The sequence below is a fragment of the Curtobacterium sp. ABR8 genome (assembly GCF_057812125.1).
Window position 1 is genome coordinate 459,710 of the sequence record NZ_CM173818.1, and the last position, 16,283, is coordinate 475,992.

Sequence of the window (16,283 nt, forward strand, 5' to 3'; positions counted from 1 at the left end):
CCGACCCGAGGAGACCCACGTGAACGACGAGCGCACGGCAGCGACCCCGGACCCGGGAGGCGAACTCGCGAAGGCGGAGGACGCCGACGTCACCGTCGAGGTGGACCGGGTCGCCGTGGACGGTACCTACGTCCGCGTGAGTTCGATCGGGGAGCCGGGGGAGCGGGCGTTCCTGCTCGTCGCCGGCCTCGGCATCGCGGCCACCTACTACGAGCGACTCGCCCCGCACCTCAACGAGAACGGCCCGGTGCACGCACTCGACCTGCCCGGCTTCGCGGGCGTCCCCCGGTTCCGGGGGAAGGTGTCGATCGAGCGGTACGCCGACGCCGTCGAGAAGGTCATCGACGACCTCGAGCTGGTCGACCCGGTCCTGGTCGGCCACTCGATGGGCACCCAGGTCGTGACCGAGGTCGCGGCGCGTCACCCGGAGATCTCGGACCTCGTGCTCATCAGCCCCGTCGTGGACTCGCACGCGCGCTCGGTCCGGCAGTCCGCGTTCCGGTTCCTGCGGTCGACGCTGCACGAGCCCTCGGCGGTCCGCTGGCACGGCATCACGGCGTACGCGCTGTGCGGCTGGCACTGGTTCTCGAAGGTGCTGCCCCGGATGATCGCCTTCCCGATCGAGGAACGCGCGGCCCACGTCCAGGCGCGCACGCTCATCGTCCGTGGCGAGCACGACGCGATGGTCCCGCGGGACTGGATCCGGCGGCTCGCGCGGGTGTTCCCCTACGCCGTCCTGCGCGAGGTCGTCGACGGCGCCCACTCGGTGATGCACGCCCAGGCCGATGCGGTCGCCCGGCTGGCGGTCGCGCACGTCGACCACCGCCTGCCGGACCGCGGGGTGGGTTCGCTGCAGCGCGTGCGCGACGACTCGACGGCGTCCGACCTGTCACGGCTCAGCCCGGACGAGGCGTGGATGCTCGTCAAGTCGCGCTTCGTCGAGCTGGTCGGCATGGCGAAGAACGACGACGAGACGCTCGAGGCGGCCAAGTCCGCCCACGCGGTCGCCATGGCAGACGGTGACGACCTGCCGGTCGACCCCGCCGACCGCAAGGCGGTCGTCGACGCGGTCGCGCCCGAAGCCGACACGACCCGCTGACGCCGGGCACTGCACGGGGCGCACGGGAGGCCCGGTGCCGGTTCCGCGAACCGGCATCGGGCCTCCCGTCGGTCGCGTCCACGGCGACCAGCGCGCCGGTCAGGCCGTGATGCGGCCCGGCAGCATGTCGGGCGTCAGCGCGTGGGCCTCGGCGAGGACCTTGCGGGCCTCGTCGGTCTTGTCCCAGACGTTCCACAGCAGCACGCCGCGCACCAGGTCGTCGTCGTCCAGGTAGTAGACGACGCCGGTGACCGTGGGGTCCTGCCAGTCCTCGACGGTGCGGAGCTTGGTGGAGACCTGCCCCACCGCCTCGTACCCCATGTCGAAGACGTCGGAGTAGAACATCGGCGTGTGGTCGTAGGTCTCGTCGGCGTCCGCGAGGTTCCGGCCGGCTTGCCGACCCTGCTGCTGCGCGTTGTCGACGTGCTCGACCCGTCGGGTCCCGAGGATCCGGTCCGGGTACTCGGCGACGTCACCGGCCGCGAAGACCGAGTCGTCGTCGGTCAGCAGCGTCGACGAGACCACGATGCCGTCGCGCACGGTCAGGCCGGCGTCGGCGGCGAGCTGCGTGGCGGGCTCGATGCCGAGTCCGGCGACGACCGCATCCGCCTCGAGGACGGAACCGTCGTCGAGGGTGAGCGTGACCCCGTCGGCCGTCTGCGTGCCGGACTCGACCCGGCGGCCGAGTCGCAGGTCGACGCCGGCGTCGACGAAGCGCTGCTGGAAGGCGCGCGCGAGGTCGTCCGGGAACATCCGTCCGCCCACGACCTCGTCCGGGTCGACCAGGGTGACGCGGGCGCCGTTCTGCACGACCCCGGCGGTGATCTCCTGGCCGATGTAGCCGCCGCCCACCACGACCACGTGCGCCCCGGTGTCGGCGAGCTCGCGGAGCTTCCGGTAGTCGTCGGCGCTGCGGTAGTCGAGCACACGGTCCGAGGGTGCAAGACCGGGCAGGCCACGGGGCTTGCCGCCCGTGGCGATGAGCAGACGCTCGTACCCGTGGGTCTGACCGTCGTCCGTGGTCACGGTCTTCGCGGCACGGTCGATCCCCGTCACCGCGGTGCCGAGGACGAAGGACGCCCCCGTCTCCTCGGTGTGCAGGTCGACCTTCTCGTCCCAGCTGAAGTCCGGATCGGTCCACAGCTTCTTCGACAGGGCCGGGCGGGCGTAGGGCCGGTCGACGTCCTCGCTGAGGATGCCGATCGTGCCGTCGGCGTCGAGCTCGCGGACACCGCGGGCGGCGGCGTCGGCGACCATCCCGCCGCCGATGATGAGGTATCGGTAGTCGGTCACGGTGCCTCCCGGGTCAGATCGTGGCGACCGAGCCGGAGTCGACCCGGTAGTTGGAGCCGTTCACGAAGCTGGCGAGGTCGGAGCAGAGGAACGCGATGACGTTCGCGACCTCTTCCGGCTCGCCGCGGCGCTTCAGCTCCATGTAGGGGCGCTCCTCGTCGAGGAAGCTGGTGATCGCGTCGTCGAAGCTCTGGTTCGTCTCCTTGGCACGCTTGTTCATCATCGCGTCCGTCATGGGCGTGTGGATGAACGCTGGGCTGACGGTGTTCACGAGCACGCCCTCCCGCGCGTAGGTGCGGGACAGGCCCTTCGCGAACGACAGGACCCCGGCCTTCGCGGCGCAGTAGGGCAGTTCGTCGTCGTAGGGCTGCGAGGCGTCCTCGGACACCAGGTACACGATCCGGCCCCAACCGCCCTGCCGCAGGTCGCCGATGAACTCGCGCGTGATGCGGACGGGACCCATCAGGTCGACGTCGATGGTGTCGGCCCAGCCCTGCTCGTCGATCTCGTGGAACAGCCCCTGGGCGCCGGTGACGCCCGAGGACTGCACGAGGATGTCGATCGCGCCCACGGCATCCCGCACCTTGCCGTGCAGGTCGGCCAGGCTCGCAGCGCTCGTGACGTCCGCCGCGAACGCGTGCAGCTTGCCGAGCGGCGCTTCGAGCTGGTCGGCGCTGTTGTCGAGCTGCGCCTGGTCGATGTCGCTCACGACCACGGTCGCACCCTCCGCCAGGAGGATGCGAGCCGTGTTCCAGCCGATGCCGGAGTCGGCACCGAAGACGAGCGCGGTCTTGCCCTGGATGCCGAGGTCCACTCGGTCCCCTAGGCGTGCGCCGAGGCGTCGGCGACGGCAGGCGTCGTGGCGGAGGCCAGCGGCGTGCTCGGCGCGCGGTTCTCGGCGGAGACCATCCACGCGAGCTGCTCGAGGCGCTCGATGAAGCCGTGGAGCAGGTCCGCGGTCGTCGGGTCCTCCTCGTCGACCTCGTCGTGGACGTCGCGCATGGTGCCGGTCGCCTGGTAGAGGCGGAGCGTCACCTGGTCGATGGCGTCGTGGGTCGTGATCTCGCCGTCGGGGAACTGGTCGAGGTGGCTCGACGCCGCGACCGTGCTCGAGCGTCCGTCCGGCACGGCGTACAGGGCGCGCATGCGCTCAGCGGTGTCGTCGGCGAACTCGCGTGCGGCGTCGACGATCTCGTCGAGCTGCAGGTGCAGGTCGCGGAAGTTCGTGCCGAGGATGTTCCAGTGGGCCTGCTTGCCCTGGAGGTGCAGGTCGATGAGGTCCACGAGGACCGCCTGGAGGTTCTTGGCCATCTTGTCCGAAGCGTGCATGGTGGTGGCTCCTTTCGCGTCGGTGACCACTCCGGTCTACGCGCCGCGGCCGAGTCCACTCTCAGTGCGCACGGAACCGCGCTGTCCCCCGGGGTGCGGCTCAGTGCGCGGGGGCCGGGTCGACCTGGTCGACGGCGCCGCGCATCTGCTCGAGGAACGACGCGACGATGCGGGCGTCGGACGCAGGGAGCCCCTCGGCGATGGACATCATCCGGCGGTGCATGATGCCCAGGGTCGCGCGGACCTCGTCGTCGGTCTCGGTCGTCGGGGTGATCACGAGTGCACGGCGGTCGGTGGGGTGCGGATCGCGGCGCACGTGGTTCGACTTCACCAGCCGGTCGATCAGGATCGTGGTCGAGGCCGACGAGATCTTGAGGTAGGCGGCGAGGTCCTTCGGGCTCACGCTGCGGCCCGAGCGCTGCGCCTGCAGCAGGAAGCGCACGGCGAGCAGGTCGGTCTCGCCCATGCCCATCGAGTCGCGGGTGCGACGGCGCATCGCGGTCTCTGCGGCACGGTAGCGTCGCAGGGCGTTGAGCACGGCGACCCCGCGCTGGGTCGCGTCGTCGTCGGGGAACCAGTACCCGGACGCCTCGGTGATCTCCTGCGTTGCCATTGGCACAGGCTAGTCCGTCTCGTATGGAGGCTGTCTAGCGACTTCCTGTGGGTGCGGTCGACAGCACGGCCGACCGCACCCTGGTCGGCTACGCGGCGGCCTGCTCCGTCGACGCGTCGGCGAGCGCGGTCAGTGCGCCCTGGACGAGCGTGGTGACCTCGGCGTCCTCGCGCGGGTGGGTCTCCGCGAAGCGGACGACCGACTGCGGGATCGCGACCTTGACGTCCTCCAGGACCTTCGCACCGGCGATGCCGGCGACCTTGCGGGCGTCGTCGTGGGCCCACACGCCGCCGTACTGGCCGAACGCCGAACCGATGGCGGCGAGCGGCTTGCCGGACAGCGGCGAGGCGCCGAACGGACGCGATGCCCAGTCGAGGGCGTTCTTCAGCACGGCCGGGATCGTGCCGTTGTACTCGGGGGTGACGAGCAGGACGGCGTCCGCGGCGGCGATCGCGTCACGGAAGGCGACGGCCGCGGCGGGCGGGGTGTCGCCGTCGATGTCCTCGTTGTAGAACGGCAGGTCGACGATGCCGTCGAACGTGGTGACCTCGATGCCCTCCGGCGCGTGGTGGGCCGCGGCCTCGGCGAGCTTGCGGTTGATGGAGTCGGCGCGCAGGCTGCCGACGAGTGCGAGGACGTTCGTCATGGTGATCCTTCTCGTTCTGGACGTTGTACTGGGGCGGAAAGGTGTCAGCGACAACCAATGCTGTCACGTCGTCAGCCATTCCCGATCCGTGCCCGGTGTCCGCTCCGCTGGTACCCGGTGTCCGCTCCGCTGGGTACGGTGGCGACGTGAGCACCCTTCGGACGCCGGCCAGCACGCCCCGCACGACGAACCCGGACTGGTGGCGCGACGCCGTCGTCTACCAGGTCTACCCACGCAGCTTCGCGGACTCGAACGCCGACGGCCTGGGTGACGTCGCGGGCATCACGAGCCGTGTGCCGTACCTGGCGTCCCTCGGTGTCGATGCCCTCTGGCTCTCCCCGTTCTTCCCGTCGCCCCTCGCCGACGGCGGGTACGACGTGGCCGACTACCGGGCGGTCGACCCGCGACTCGGATCGCTCGACGACCTGGACGCCCTGCTCCGGTCAGCGCACGAGCACGACCTCCGGGTGATCGTGGACGTCGTGCCGAACCACACCTCGGACGAGCACGAGTGGTTCCGGGCGGCACTCGCCTCCGCGCCGGGGTCGGCGGAACGGGCGCGGTACGTGTTCCGCGACGGGAGCGGTCCCTCCGGAGCGCTGCCGCCGAGCGACTGGGTGTCGAACTTCGGCGGGAGCGCCTGGACGAGGGTCCCCGACGGCCAGTGGTACCTGCACCTCTTCGCGCCCGAGCAGCCCGACCTGGACTGGTCGAACCCCGAGGTCCGCGCCGACTTCGAGGACACGCTGCGCTTCTGGTCGGACCGCGGGGTCGACGGGTTCCGGGTCGACGTCGCACACGGCCTGGCGAAGGACCTGTCGACGCCGTACCGCGCATCGAACGAGCACGCGCTGCCGCTCGACGGCTCCGACCCGCTGTACGACCGCGACGAGGTGCACGAGATCTTCGCGTCCTGGCGCACCGTGCTCGACGAGTACGACCCGCCCCGGGCCGCGGTCGCCGAGGCCTGGGCGCCCGCACCGCGACGCGTCCTGTACGCCCGGCCCACCGAACTCGGACAGGCGTTCAACTTCGACCTGCTCGAGGCGCCGTTCGAGGCACCCGACTTCCGGAGCATCATCGAGCGGAACCTGGCGGCGTCCGAACAGTCCGGCGCCTCGAGCACCTGGGTGCTGTCGAACCACGACGTCGTGCGGCACGCCAGCCGCTACGGCCTGCCGGACGGCACCGACACCGATGCGTGGCTGCTGACGGACGGGACCACGCCGGAGCTCGACCGGGAGCGGGGACTGCGCCGAGCCCGCGCCGCGACCCTGCTGATGCTCGCCCTTCCCGGGTCGTCCTACGTCTACCAGGGTGAGGAGCTCGGGCTGCACGAAGCCGCCGCCATCCCGCGCGACCGGCTGCAGGACCCGAAGTGGCTGCGCTCCGGACACACCGTGAAGGGCCGGGACGGGTGCCGTGTGCCGATCCCGTGGACGACCTCCGGGCCGTCGTTCGGCTTCGGCGACGTCGCGCCGCTGCTGCCGCAGCCCGCCGACTTCGGAGCGTCGTCGGTCGAGGCGGAGGACGGCGACCCGTCGTCGACCCTGACCCTGTACCGCGCAGCGCTCGCGGCTCGGCGACGGTTGCAGCGGGGCGAGGAGCTCACCTGGCTGGAGTCCGGCGAGGGCGTCGTGGCCTTCGCCCGGCACGACGGGTGGCGGTCGGTCACGAACCTCGGGTCGACACCGGTGCCGATGCCGTCGGGGGAGGTCGTGGTCGCGTCCGGTCCGCTCGGTGACGCGGCCGGTGTCCTGCCGAGCGTCCTGCCGGGCGAGACGACGGTGTGGCTGGCCTGAGCAGTCCGGCTCCGGTGGTCCTTCCTCCACAGCCAGGAGGCCCGTGGCGGCGTTCCACAGATCGGCTCCTGCCCGCCGTCCGGTGACGTCCGGATCGCGACGATCGGGGCATGACAGAACCCACTGCTCCAGCACCCGTCCCACGTCCGTCCCGGCCGCGGGCGGCCCGTCGCCTCGCAGCGGCGTGCACCGCACTGACCGCGCTCGCCGTCCTCGCGGCGCCGACGATCCTGCCAGCGGGGTCGAGCGCGGCGGCACTCGACTTCCCGTACGTCAACCAGTTCTCGAGCGCGTCCGGCGGAGCCCTGCACGGTGACGCCACCGTCGCCGGCGGACGGCTGCGCCTGACCGAGGACATCCGCAACCAGGCCGGCGCCTGGTCGACGAACGACACCTTCCCCTCTGACACCGGACTCGAGATCGAGTTCACCTACGCGATGCACACCGCGAAGGACGACCCCGGGGCCGACGGCCTGCTCCTGTACCTCGCCGACGGCGCGGCTGCGCAGGGCGTGGGGTCGTTCGGCGCCGGGCTCGGGTACGCCTGCCGCAAGGAGTCCACCGAGGGCGGTGGGCGACTGTGCGACCTGCCCGGTGTCCCTGGTGGGTTCGCCGGGATCGCGATCGACCACTACGGCAACTTCTCGTCGCGCATCAACGCGTCCGGGCCGGGAGCCCAGCCGGACCACGTCGTCGTGCGCGGGTCCGGCAACGGGATCGAGGGCTACCGGTACGTCGCCGGGGCTCCCGCTCCCGGCGGCACGGTGACGAACGGATCGACGCCGCGGAAGGTCCGCATCACGCTGCTGCCGGGCGACGCCGGCGAACTCTCGATGACCGTCAGGCTGCAGGTGGGCTCGACGATGCGCACCGTGCTCGACGCCGTCCCCCTGCACGGGGACGACCAGACGCCGCTGCCGGCCACCCTCCGCCTCGGGTTCGCCGGCGCGACGGGCAGTCACGTGGACAACCACGAGGTCGACGCCCTCAGGGTGTGGAAGCCCGCCGACCTGTCCGTCGAGCACGACCTGCCCGCCACCGCGGTCGCCGGGGCACCCGTCCGCTACACCGTCACGGCGCGGAACCCCGGACCGAACGCCGCCGACCCCAGCCCACTGCAGGTGGACGTCCCCGACGGCATCCAGGACGTCAGGTGGACGTGCGAACCGGCGTCGGGCTCCGGTTGCGCCACCGCATCCGGGCAGGGCGACGTGGGGACCGACCTGGACCTGCCCCGCGGCGGGTCCGCGGTGGTGACGATCGAGGGACGGATCGCCGACGGGGTCGAGGGGCCGCTCGAGAGCGTCGCGACCATCGCGCCACCGACGTCGCTGTCCGACACGGACGAGTCGGACAACACCTCGCGAGCGAGCACCACGGTCGCCGCGGCCGCCCACGTCGAGACGGACAAGACGGTGTCGCCGTCCACCGTCGCGCCCGGTGACGAGGTCGAGTACACCGTGACCGCACGGAACCGTGGGCCCTCGGTCGCCCAGCAGGTCGGAGCGGTGGACGACCTGCCCGCGGCGATGCGGTTCGTCGGGTCCGACGACGGCTGCACCGCCGAGGGGCAGCGGGTGACCTGCCGGTCCGAGGTCGCACTCGCGGTGGGGGAGACCCACGACTTCCGGCTCCGTGCCGTGCTCGATCCGGACTACCAGGGGGACGGGTCCGACGTGGTGAACGTGGCCACGGCGACCTCCCCGACGGACCCGGACGGCGGCGACCCGTCGACGGAGGTCGCGATCCTCGTGGAGCAGGGCGACGACAGCCCGGCGCCGAGCCCGTCCGCCTCTCCGGCACCCGGTCCCGACGACGACCTCGAGGCGTCGGTGCCGGATGCTCCCCGCGGTGACGACGGTGACCGGGACGCCCGTGGACCCGCTCCCGACGCCGGGCCGCAGGCCGTGCAGGGTGCCCTCGCCTACACCGGTGCCGAGGACCTCGGGCTGCTCGCCGCGCTCGCCGGGGTGGTCGTGGCGGCCGGGTCGACCTGCTGGTGGCTCGCTCGTCGGCGCGCACGGCGGTCGGCGGTGTCGGACGACCAGCGGCGCGCCTGACCCGGCGGTGGGGTGGCGTCGCTCGGCCGACGCCGCCCCGACCGGGCATTCGAGCATCCTCAGTGCTGCCGGACCCACGGCGGTCGGTCGGCTCCCACCGCGGCGGTAGGATCGATCTCACGATCCGCATGCCTGAAAGAGGTCCCGTGTCCGACACCGTGGACGACGCCACCACCGTGAACGAGGCGACCCAACGCGCGCGGTACTGGCCGATCCCGATCCTCCGGGCCGTCCCCGCCGCGGTCGTCGCGCTCGTCATCACCTTCTCGACGAACCACGCCGCCGGCTACGGTCTCCTGCTGTTCGCCGGCTTCGCGCTGGTCGAGGGTCTCGTGCTCCTGTGGGCCGGCGTCGCGCGTCTCCCGCTCGACGGACGGTCACGCCGCACGACACTGCTGCAGGCGGTCATCACCCTGCTCGCCGCGGTGGCGGGCTTCGCCGGCAACGGCCTCGGGCTGCCGGCGTTCATCTCGATCATCGTCGCCTTCGCCGTGCTGACCGGGGCGCTCGAGCTGGCACAGGGGCTGCGTGCCCGTCGACGTTCCCCCTTCGCGCGCGACTGGACCACGATCGGTGCGCTCACCCTGCTGCTCGCCGTCGCGTTCCTCGTCACCCCGCCGGACTACTCGCAGCAGCTCGGTGGCGTGGAACAGGTCACCGGCACCCTCGACGCCTCGATCGTCCTGGTCGGCCTGCTCGGCGCCTACCTCGCCATCACGGCGGTCTTCCACGTGATCGCCGGCCTCTCGCACAAGTGGGGCACGGCCACGCCGGCCGTCGCCCCGGACGGAGCACCACACGCATGACCACCCCCAGCCGTCGTGACCGTCTGCGCCCGATCGAGCTCCTCGGGATCTCCGCGATCATCGCGGTGTTCACCGGGCTCGTCGTGCTGTTCTCGACGCGGGAACTGCAGTTGGCCGTGATCTTCCTCGGCATCGCGTTCATCGTGGTGGTCGTCGTGCTCGCGATGCTCCAGCTCGCGTCGACGAGCGACCAGGACGACAACGACATGCTCGGCGGGCACAAGGCGCCCGGCGAGGGCGAGGGCGACGACTTCCACTGATCCACGGCGGGCGCCGTCGCGCGGATCGCTGGCCGGACACGCCCGGGATCACGTTTCCGCCACGGTCCTGTCAGGATCGCGGGTCCTGCCGACACCTCTGGGTGAAGGAGGTGGGATGTGGACGTGACGACCGGCACCGACACGGACGAAGGACTCGTCCGTGCGATCGCGCAGGGGGACACCGGTGCGCTCGCACGGGTGTTCGACCGCTACGCCGCCACGCTCACCCGGTACGCCTGGGCCCTCGTCGACGACCGCTCGGATGTCGAGGAGATCGTGCAGGACTCGTTCCTGACCCTCTGGCAGCGCGCGGTGACGCTCGAACTCCCCGCGGACACCGTGCTGCCGTGGCTGCTCGTCGTCTGCCGCAACCACGCGTTCAACACCGGCCGCAAGCAGGCCCGGCGGCGGGCGGACGAGCTGCCCGAGCACCTCGCCGCACCGACCGACCAGGACGAAGCGCGGGAGCTCCTGCGGTGGGTGCGTGACGAGATCGCCGCGCTCCCCGAGACCGACCGCCGTATCTGCGAGCTCTGCCTGCTCGAGGGCTACTCCTACGCCGAGGCCGCCGAGATGCTCGGCCTGAGCGTCGGGGCGGTCACGCAGCGGGTCTCCCGCAGCCGGCGCCGACTCAAGAAGGTGGTGACGCACGATGAACACTGAACCTCCCGAGGGAGACGACCTGCAGCGCATGCTCGTCTCGATGAAGCAGAACGTCCTCGAGCGCGCCACCCCGCGGGCGAGGCGGGGTCGTGGCCGTTCCGGCATCGTCATCGGTGTCGTCGCGCTCCTGGCCGTGGGCACCGCGACCGGAGCCGTCGCCCTGACGCTCTCGCAGCAGGACACTCCGGTTGCCGCGCCCACCCAGACGCAGGCGCCCGAGCCCTCGCCGACGGCCACCACCCCGAGTTCCGCGCCGATCACCGGAACGCCCCGCCCCACGGCCACCGCCACCCCGACAGCGCCGAGCACGACCGCCACGATCCCGACCGAGTGCCATGCGTTGGTGCCCACGTCCGACTACGACCGCCTCTTCGGCGACACTCCGGTCATGCGGGTGGAACCCCCCGAGGAGGGGCTCCCGCCGGAGTACACGGCGGCGCCGGGAGTCCAGCCGGACGTCGATCCGGACACGGCGCCGACGAAGCTGTACTGCCTCTGGAAGGACCCACGGACCGACATCAGCGGCTTGGCGATCACAGTCGGTACCGGAACGCCGGAGCAGATCGCGGCGAGCGAGCGTGGACTGTTCGAAGGCTGGAACCCGACGTGCGAAGTGGTCGACGGCATCAGGACCTGCAGTCAGACGAAGCAGGATCCGATGTACGGCACGGACTGGGCGAGGACGATGTACACCCGCGGCGACACGTGGGTGCAGATCGACCAGTCGAACTTCCCGACCAACGGGCTCCTGCCCGCTGTCGTCGGGGAGATCTGGGGGGACTGACGGCCGGGAGGCCCGTGGCGGACCCGCCACGGGCCTCCCGTCCGCCGGTGGGGCGACCACCGCAGATCGTGAGCAGAAACGGTCACCTCACGCGCCGCGACCCGACCATTCCTGCTCACGAAGCGTCACACGACGCGCGCAGCGACGAGGTCGCGCGCCAGCGTGCGCACCGCGCGGTTCGGCTCCGGACTCGTTCGGATCGCCAGGCCGATGCGGAGCGGTTCGACCGTGTCCTCGAGTTCCAGGACCGCTCCGTCGTGCCGCACCCCGGAGTCCGGCACGACCCCGACGCCCAGCCCCGCCGAGGCGAACCGGATCACCGCGGGCATGTCGTTCATCTCGGCGACGATCCGCCGACGGATCCCGAGTCGTTCGAGTGCGCCGTCCAGGATGATCCGGTTGCCGAACCCGTGCGCGGTGTCGACGAACGGTTCGTCCGCGAGTTCGGCGAGTGACACCGAGTGCCGCCCGGCCAGCGGGTGGTCCGACGCCGTGAAGACCCGGAACGGCATCTCCCGCAGCGGTTCGACCACCACCCCGGCGGGCACCGTCGGCAGCCCCGTGTACGCGAGGTCGAGCCGTCCGGCGACGAGGTCCTGCACGAGCCCGGTCGTCCCGGACGGTGAGGTCATGAGCTCCACGGTGACGAGCGGGTGCCGCCGCCGGAACCGCTGCAGCACGCCGGTCAGGTCGACGATGTCCATGCTCGTGAAGATGCCCAGTCGCACCCGTCCACGCAGGTCCGCGTCGTCCACGGTCGCCAGGTCGCGCATCCGGTCGAGCGACTCCAACACGGCGCGGGCGTGGGGGAGCAGGTCCTCGCCGGCGGTCGTCAGCACGAGGTGCCGCCCGGTGCGGTCGAACAGCCGGACGCCGAAGGTCCGCTCGAGCGAGGCGATCCCCGCCGACACCGTGGACTGCGCCGCCCAGAGCCGCTCGGCCGCGCGGGTCACACTGCCCTCGGCGGCGACGGTCACGAACTGTTCCAGCAAACGGGTCTCCACGCCCTCATCATCGATCCGATCGATTGCTGACATCAAGAGCATCCGTTGGACTCGATGGTCGAGCCGCGCGATCATCGGAGCATGTCAACCGTGACCGACACCCCGACGGGCGCTCTCCCCGCCTCCGACACCGCTCCCGCGAGCGAGCGTGTCCCGGCCCCGCGCGGCCGTCGCGCGCACACCCGTCGGCGCCACGGCTTCGGGTTCTGGGCCGTCGCCTTCGCGTTCCTCTCGGTGATGGCCTTCGCGACCGTCCCCGCACCGCTGTACGTCATCTACCAGGCACGCGACGGCTTCCCGACGTTCACCACCACGATCATCTTCGCCGCGTACGGCGTCGGGGTCGTCGGGTCCCTCTACCTGGCTGGACACCTCAGCGACGTGCACGGGCGGAAGCCCCTGATCCTCGTGTCGATCGCGCTCGAACTCGTCGCCGCCGTGCTGTTCTTGGTCTGGAACGACGTCACCGGCCTCATCGTCGCGCGGCTCGTGACCGGTCTCGGCGTCGGCACGCTCACCGCCACGGCGACCGCCCACCTCGGGGAGCTCCGGGTCCGTGCGACCGGTTCGTCCGACTCGGCGAAGGGCGCGAGCGTGGCAGCGGGCGCCGTCAACCTCGGCGGGCTGTCGCTCGGTGCCCTCGTCGGTGGTGCACTGGCCGAGTTCGTCGGAGCGCCGCTCATGGTGCCGTACGTCGTGTTCGTCGTCGCCCTGGCCGTGGCCTTCGTGCTCGTCCTCGTCGTCCCGGAGACCGTCGCCCGGCCCGAGACCCGCGTGGCCTACCGCCCGCAGCGCATGCAGGCGCCGGAGGGCAAGGCCGCCGCGTTCTGGGCAGCCGGCGCCGCGGCGTTCGCGGCCCTCGCGGTCCAGGGACTCTTCACCTCGGTCGCCCCGACGTTCCTCGGCACCACCTTCCACGTCACCGACCGACTGGCGGCCGGTGCGACGACCTTCGGGGTGTTCGCCGCGAGCGCCGTGTCGCAGATCGTCTTCGCCCGTCTGTCGCAGCGCGCCCAGATCCGGCTCGGCATCGTGCTCCTCGTCGGCGGCCTGGCGGTGCTGGCGGTCGCCGCGGTCCTGCTGCAGGTCGCCGGGTTCATCGGCGGCGGCGTGGTGGCGGGCGCCGGAGTCGGGCTGCTCTTCCGGGCCAGCATCGCGAGTGCCGGAGCCCTGGTCGGTCCCGAGCGTCGGGGCGGGGTGCTCGCGGCGACGTTCCTCATCGCCTACGCCGGGCTGACGGTGCCGGTCGTGGCCGTCGGGGCGGCGCTCCTGGTGATCCCGACGCTGCCCGTCCTGATCGGGTACGTGGTGCTCGTCGCCGTCCTGGCCGTCATCGCCGGCACCCGACTGGCCGCGCGCGCCTGACGCGGGGCGGGCCTCCCGTCCGACCGTCCTGTCCCCGGAACCTGGTTCGGGACACCGCACCACGCGATCGCGCGGTGTCGTGTCCGGAACCCGGTTCCGACGTCCGCGACGCACTCCCGGCATACTGGGCGCGTGCCCCAGAACCACAACCGTCCCGTCATCACGGGGATCGCGGCGGTGGTGGCTGCCGGTCTCCTCGCCGGCGGGCTGTTCCTGACGGCGCGGCAGGGCGCGGACGACCCGACCATCGACACCGGACCGACGACGGGGACACCGACCGACGCTGCGACCGCCCCCGGCGACGGCACCGTCACGATCACCCGCACCGGGCCGGACCTCCCTGGTGACGCCGCCCTCGCACGGTGCGACTCCACGACCCAGGCGGCCGTCGCCCAGTACGACACCGCGGCGCTCGGCCGGGTCACCCTGCAGTGCGGCACGTCGGCGCAGGGCTACGAGCACATCCGGCAGCGGCACACCGCCGACTGGCAGGACGTCGTCGCCGGCCACGGCTCGCGCGACTGGGACGACGCGATGCTCACGGCGGTGCAGACGGCGCTGGTCTCGTCGCGCGACGGGTTCCCGGTCGACGCCGGCGACGGGAAGGTCTGCTACGCGGCGCCGGTGCGGTTCGACGACGGCTCGCGCCCCGACGAGGACCCGTTCGTGAAGGTCATCGTCTCCGCCACCACCGACCGCGTCATCACGGCGTACCCGACGCGCACCGACGACTGCTGACGCGGGCGCGAGCAAGCACCGATCCCGAACGACATGCTCGATGTCGTACGACGTCGAGCATGTCGCACCGGGTCGCCCGCAACTGCCCGCGCGCGCAACGAACGACGAAGCCGATGTCGTACGACGTCGACGATGTCGTTCCGCGTCGACAGTGCGAGCCCAGCAGGCACAACGCCCGCGCGCCGCGACCCTACGCGTGCACCTCGTGCTCGTGCCGCCGGTGCGACGCAGGCTCCAGCTGGAAGGTCGAGTGCTCCACGGGCACGTCGAAGTGCTCCGCCACGCACTGCTGCAGCTCGTCGAGGATCCGCGGAGCGTGCGCCGTCGAGAAGCACTCGTCGTCCACCACCACGTGGGCGGTCAGGTTCGGGACCCCCGTCGCCACCAGCGTCGCGTGCAGGTCGTGCACGGCGATGACGTGCTCGAGCTCGAGGATGTGGCCCCGCACGTCGTCGAGGTCGAGCCCCGGCGGCGTGGACTCGAGCAGCACGTTCGCGGTCTCGCGCAGCAGCCGGATCGCCCGCGGCAGGATGAGCAGGCCGATGAGGATTGCCGCGACCGAGTCCGCGCGTTCCCACCCGGTCAGCATCAGGACGACGGCGGCGGCGATGACGGCGACCGAGCCGAGCGTGTCGTTGAGGACCTCGAGCCGGGCGGCGCGCGAGGTGAAGCCCTCGCCCGAGGCCCGCAGCAGCACGCCGTAGGCCACCAGGTTGCCGACGAGTCCGATGACGCCGAACACGAGCAGTGGCCCGGAGTGGATCTCGGCGGGCACGAACAGCCGCTGGATCGCGGAGATGATCACGAAGACGCCGACCGCGAGCAGGATCGCCGCCTGGGCGGTGGCGCCGAGCACCTCGGCACGTTGGAAGCCCCACGTGCGCTGCGTCGTCGGGCTGCGGCGGGCGAGCCGGGTCGCGACGAGTCCGATGCCGAGCCCACCGGTGTCGACGACCATGTGCCCGGCATCGACCAGCAGCGCGAGGGAGCCCGTGACGACGGCACCGACGACCTCGGCCAGCAGGATCGTCGCCGAGATGCAGAACGCGATGAGCAGGGCGCGCTCCGAGGCGTGCCCGACGCCGTGCCCGTGGTCGTGTCCCATGTCCGACATCGTAGGGATCCGCACCGACGACATGCCAGGATCGGCAGGTGACCCGGTCGCCCTACGAGCTGTCCACACCGTCCGACGTGCTGGCCCGGTTGCACCCGCGGCTGTCGACGTACTTCGGTGCGATCCCGCCCGGTCACGTCGGCCGGGGCGAGGGCGTCTTCGACGTCGTCGGCACGCCCCGCCGGTGGCTCTGGCCGCTGCTCGCCTGGTTCGCCCGCGACTCCGTCATGTTCCCGGTCTGGGAACGGGACGTCCCGTTCACGGTCGAGAACCGGCCGGCTCGCGTCCGTCGTGGACCCGGGAACGGTCTGGAGGCCCGCCCCGCGGTCCGCGCGCACCGCACCTTCCGGTTCCGCTCCGGCAGCCGCACGATGGTGGACGCCATCACCGCCGAACCAGACGGCCTGGTCGACCACCTCGGTCGCCACGGGCGCGTCAGCGCCCGGCTCCGAGCGGAGGTCGACGCGCACGGGCCGGACGCGGGCGCCCTGCGCCTGGTCTCCACGCGTGTGACGTTCCGTGCGCTGGGACGCGAGGTGCGCCTCCCGGCCCTCATCGCACCGCGTGTGACGCTGAAGGAACGATTCGATGACGAAGCCGACCTCCAGCGCGTGTCCCTGGTGCTCACGGCGCCGGTGCTCGGCACGCTGTACCGGTACGAGGGGGCGTTCCGGTACGAGATCGCGCCGGACCCAGGACGGGGATGA

Annotated in this window: 17 protein-coding genes; 10 read left to right on the forward strand and 7 right to left on the reverse strand. The window is 72.0% G+C overall.

From position 1 onward, the window contains the following. Window positions 1-19: 19 nt before the first annotated feature. A complete protein-coding gene (locus ACXKZB_RS02280) occupies window positions 20-1,099 on the forward strand; it encodes an alpha/beta fold hydrolase (protein ID WP_488824546.1) in 1,080 nt (359 codons plus the stop codon). A 99-nt stretch (window positions 1,100-1,198) separates the two neighbouring features. Here the strand turns inward: ACXKZB_RS02280 and ACXKZB_RS02285 are convergent, their stop codons facing one another. From ACXKZB_RS02285 to ACXKZB_RS02305, 5 genes are all read right to left on the reverse strand, one after another. Then, window positions 1,199-2,392: an NAD(P)/FAD-dependent oxidoreductase gene (locus ACXKZB_RS02285; protein ID WP_488824547.1), complete on the reverse strand. Its 1,194-nt coding sequence runs from the start codon at window positions 2,390-2,392 to the stop codon at window positions 1,199-1,201. A 13-nt stretch (window positions 2,393-2,405) separates the two neighbouring features. Continuing rightward, window positions 2,406-3,206 (reverse strand): SDR family NAD(P)-dependent oxidoreductase, encoded by an 801-nt coding sequence (locus tag ACXKZB_RS02290; RefSeq protein WP_123310708.1) that lies wholly within the window; start codon window positions 3,204-3,206, stop codon window positions 2,406-2,408. Between the two features lie 8 nt (window positions 3,207-3,214). After that, complete coding sequence (locus tag ACXKZB_RS02295; protein WP_111086918.1) at window positions 3,215-3,721, reverse strand: Dps family protein; 507 nt, start codon at window positions 3,719-3,721, stop codon at window positions 3,215-3,217. A 100-nt stretch (window positions 3,722-3,821) separates the two neighbouring features. Next, window positions 3,822-4,334 (reverse strand): MarR family winged helix-turn-helix transcriptional regulator, encoded by a 513-nt coding sequence (locus tag ACXKZB_RS02300; protein WP_222659294.1) that lies wholly within the window; start codon window positions 4,332-4,334, stop codon window positions 3,822-3,824. Window positions 4,335-4,422: 88 nt separating this feature from the next. Continuing rightward, entirely contained in the window at window positions 4,423-4,980 is a 558-nt protein-coding gene (locus ACXKZB_RS02305) for an NADPH-dependent FMN reductase (RefSeq protein ID WP_123310704.1), read from the reverse strand. A 146-nt stretch (window positions 4,981-5,126) separates the two neighbouring features. On the opposite strand from ACXKZB_RS02305, the gene ACXKZB_RS02310 reads away from it, so the two are divergent. The 6 genes from ACXKZB_RS02310 (at window position 5,127) to ACXKZB_RS02335 (ending at window position 11,355) form a co-directional block, all read left to right on the forward strand. Then, window positions 5,127-6,782 carry a glycoside hydrolase family 13 protein gene (locus ACXKZB_RS02310; protein ID WP_488824548.1) on the forward strand — a complete coding sequence of 552 codons (1,656 nt, stop codon included), beginning with the start codon at window positions 5,127-5,129 and terminating at the stop codon, window positions 6,780-6,782. Between the two features lie 110 nt (window positions 6,783-6,892). Then, a complete protein-coding gene (locus ACXKZB_RS02315; RefSeq protein ID WP_488824549.1) occupies window positions 6,893-8,842 on the forward strand; it encodes a hypothetical protein in 1,950 nt (649 codons plus the stop codon). A 146-nt stretch (window positions 8,843-8,988) separates the two neighbouring features. Continuing rightward, complete coding sequence (locus ACXKZB_RS02320) at window positions 8,989-9,648, forward strand: DUF308 domain-containing protein (protein WP_456796286.1); 660 nt, start codon at window positions 8,989-8,991, stop codon at window positions 9,646-9,648. Further along, window positions 9,645-9,908 carry a hypothetical protein gene (locus ACXKZB_RS02325; protein ID WP_488824550.1) on the forward strand — a complete coding sequence of 88 codons (264 nt, stop codon included), beginning with the start codon at window positions 9,645-9,647 and terminating at the stop codon, window positions 9,906-9,908. The genes ACXKZB_RS02320 and ACXKZB_RS02325 overlap by 4 nt, the downstream gene beginning before the upstream one ends. 123 nt (window positions 9,909-10,031) lie before the next feature. Then, entirely contained in the window at window positions 10,032-10,571 is a 540-nt protein-coding gene (locus ACXKZB_RS02330; protein WP_222659299.1) for an RNA polymerase sigma factor, read from the forward strand. Continuing rightward, a complete protein-coding gene (locus ACXKZB_RS02335; RefSeq protein WP_488824551.1) occupies window positions 10,561-11,355 on the forward strand; it encodes a hypothetical protein in 795 nt (264 codons plus the stop codon). The genes ACXKZB_RS02330 and ACXKZB_RS02335 overlap by 11 nt, the downstream gene beginning before the upstream one ends. A gap of 125 nt (window positions 11,356-11,480) precedes the next feature. Here ACXKZB_RS02335 and ACXKZB_RS02340 read toward each other — a convergent pair whose 3' ends face one another. Then, window positions 11,481-12,359, reverse strand: coding sequence for a LysR family transcriptional regulator (locus ACXKZB_RS02340; protein WP_185021243.1), 879 nt, complete (start codon window positions 12,357-12,359; stop codon window positions 11,481-11,483). Between the two features lie 81 nt (window positions 12,360-12,440). On the opposite strand from ACXKZB_RS02340, the gene ACXKZB_RS02345 reads away from it, so the two are divergent. Then, window positions 12,441-13,724: an MFS transporter gene (locus ACXKZB_RS02345; RefSeq protein ID WP_488824552.1), complete on the forward strand. Its 1,284-nt coding sequence runs from the start codon at window positions 12,441-12,443 to the stop codon at window positions 13,722-13,724. A gap of 132 nt (window positions 13,725-13,856) precedes the next feature. After that, window positions 13,857-14,462 carry a hypothetical protein gene (locus ACXKZB_RS02350; RefSeq protein ID WP_488824553.1) on the forward strand — a complete coding sequence of 202 codons (606 nt, stop codon included), beginning with the start codon at window positions 13,857-13,859 and terminating at the stop codon, window positions 14,460-14,462. A gap of 190 nt (window positions 14,463-14,652) precedes the next feature. Here the strand turns inward: ACXKZB_RS02350 and ACXKZB_RS02355 are convergent, their stop codons facing one another. Continuing rightward, window positions 14,653-15,567, reverse strand: coding sequence for a cation diffusion facilitator family transporter (locus ACXKZB_RS02355; RefSeq protein ID WP_488824554.1), 915 nt, complete (start codon window positions 15,565-15,567; stop codon window positions 14,653-14,655). Window positions 15,568-15,614: 47 nt separating this feature from the next. Here ACXKZB_RS02355 and ACXKZB_RS02360 point away from each other — a divergent pair, with 47 nt between their 5' ends. After that, window positions 15,615-16,283, forward strand: a complete 669-nt coding sequence (locus ACXKZB_RS02360) for a DUF4166 domain-containing protein (RefSeq protein ID WP_488824555.1) — start codon at window positions 15,615-15,617, stop codon at window positions 16,281-16,283.

Bases quoted from the DNA above. Each gene is read 5' to 3' on its own strand.
- ACXKZB_RS02295 (WP_111086918.1), bottom strand. From the start codon at position 3,721: ATGCACGCTTCGGACAAGATGGCCAAGAACCTCCAGGCGGTCCTCGTG.
- ACXKZB_RS02300 (WP_222659294.1), bottom strand. From the start codon at position 4,334: ATGGCAACGCAGGAGATCACCGAGGCGTCCGGGTACTGGTTCCCCGAC.
- ACXKZB_RS02305 (WP_123310704.1), bottom strand. From the start codon at position 4,980: ATGACGAACGTCCTCGCACTCGTCGGCAGCCTGCGCGCCGACTCCATC.
- ACXKZB_RS02315 (WP_488824549.1), top strand. From the start codon at position 6,893: ATGACAGAACCCACTGCTCCAGCACCCGTCCCACGTCCGTCCCGGCCG.
- ACXKZB_RS02325 (WP_488824550.1), top strand. From the start codon at position 9,645: ATGACCACCCCCAGCCGTCGTGACCGTCTGCGCCCGATCGAGCTCCTC.
- ACXKZB_RS02335 (WP_488824551.1), top strand. From the start codon at position 10,561: ATGAACACTGAACCTCCCGAGGGAGACGACCTGCAGCGCATGCTCGTC.
- ACXKZB_RS02345 (WP_488824552.1), top strand. From the start codon at position 12,441: ATGTCAACCGTGACCGACACCCCGACGGGCGCTCTCCCCGCCTCCGAC.
- ACXKZB_RS02355 (WP_488824554.1), bottom strand. From the start codon at position 15,567: ATGGGACACGACCACGGGCACGGCGTCGGGCACGCCTCGGAGCGCGCC.